Raw genomic sequence first — 1,546 nt, forward strand, 5'->3', positions numbered from 1 at the left:
TGCCACCGGTGAATGGGTGGGCTGTTTTGGCCTGACCGAGCCGGACCACGGTTCTGACCCGGGCTCCATGAGTACCCACGCGAAGAAAGTGGATGGCGGCTATGTGCTAAATGGCGCCAAGACCTGGATTACCAATTCGCCGATCGCAGATGTGGCGGTGGTATGGGCCAATCTGGATGGCAAAATTAACGGCTTTGTGGTGGAGCGGGGCTTTGACGGCTTCAGTACCCCGAAGATTGAAGGCAAGTTTTCTTTGCGGGCGTCGATCACCGGGCAGATCATGCTCGATGACTGCTTTGTGCCGGAAGAAAACCGGTTGGACGTGGAAGGCCTGAAAGGGCCGTTCAGTTGCCTGAACAAGGCGCGCTACGGGATTAGCTGGGGCGCCATGGGGGCGGCGGAATTCTGTTGGCAGGCAGCTCGCCAGTACACCCTGGATCGCAAGCAGTTTGGCCGCCCGCTGGCGGCCACCCAGCTGATTCAGAAAAAGCTGGCTGACATGCAGACCGAAATTACCCTGGGCCTGCAGGGGGCGTTGCAGTTGGGCCGGTTGATGGATGCGGGAAACTGGTCACCGGAAATGGTCTCGCTGATGAAGCGCAACAATTGCGGCAAGGCTATAGATATCGCCCGCCAGGCCCGTGATATGCACGGCGGTAATGGCATCAGTGATGAATACCATGTGATTCGCCATGTGATGAACCTGGAAGCGGTGAACACCTACGAAGGTACGCACGATGTCCATGCGCTGATCCTGGGACGGGCGCAGACCGGCTTGCAGGCCTTCGGCTAAGTGAACTCTGCCACTCTTGCCCTGAAGGTCTGCTTGAGGGGCAGGGTGGCAGTGGCGAACCGGATAGAGGGAAAGGAAAGTGGCCTGTTATATGCACGGCTGTACCAGGGTGTCACCCTTGGTAACGTGTGGGTGCCCCAATTTTGTACACAGTTTTTTGTCAATGCTCTTTTTCTGCAGAAAAAAATGACAGCTACGTTAAATAGCCATAAAAAATAGCGTAACACGCTGATTTTAAATTAAAAAAATCATTGATCAAAATTTAATCATGTCGTCCAGAGACGTGATTTTTGGGTGATGTTGCCATGTTTTCTACCGGCTATGCACAGGGTTATCCACAGGATCTGTGGAAAAAGTCTGCCAGTCCCAAGGGCGTGGATGCGTCATAGACCGAAAACACAGGTTCGTTATGTCAGATATATGATTTATCTGGCGCTTTTGCACAAGTTGATCGTTCCCGCCGTTTTGCTGACCGGGTCAAGCCTTTTCTGTGATCAGTGTAAAAAAACACCAATAAGTCACTGAATAATCAATACTTTACGATTCGTGTAAAAATGAAGCAGTTTGCGTAAAGGACGGAATGGCGGGCCCTACAGCGACTTTTCGTCAGGTTGATCACAAAGTTGTCCACAGCTTTTGTGGAGTAATCCCCAGCAGAGACAAAAATCGCAACAGTCTTGACGTTTGGCAATGGATCAGGACGTGGCCGGCCCTGGTGAAAAACCATGCAAGTCGCTGTAACCTTTGCCACCA

General features: G+C 52.2%; 1 protein-coding gene. It reads left to right on the forward strand.

Annotated features, from left to right (window positions below):
- Positions 1–793, forward strand: a 793-nt coding sequence (locus A3754_RS19850) for an acyl-CoA dehydrogenase family protein (RefSeq protein ID WP_063521074.1), incomplete at its 5' end; no start/stop codon positions are given.
- Between the last annotated feature and the right edge of the window lie 753 nt (positions 794–1,546).

The sequence above is a fragment of the Alcanivorax sp. HI0083 genome (genome assembly GCF_001635175.1).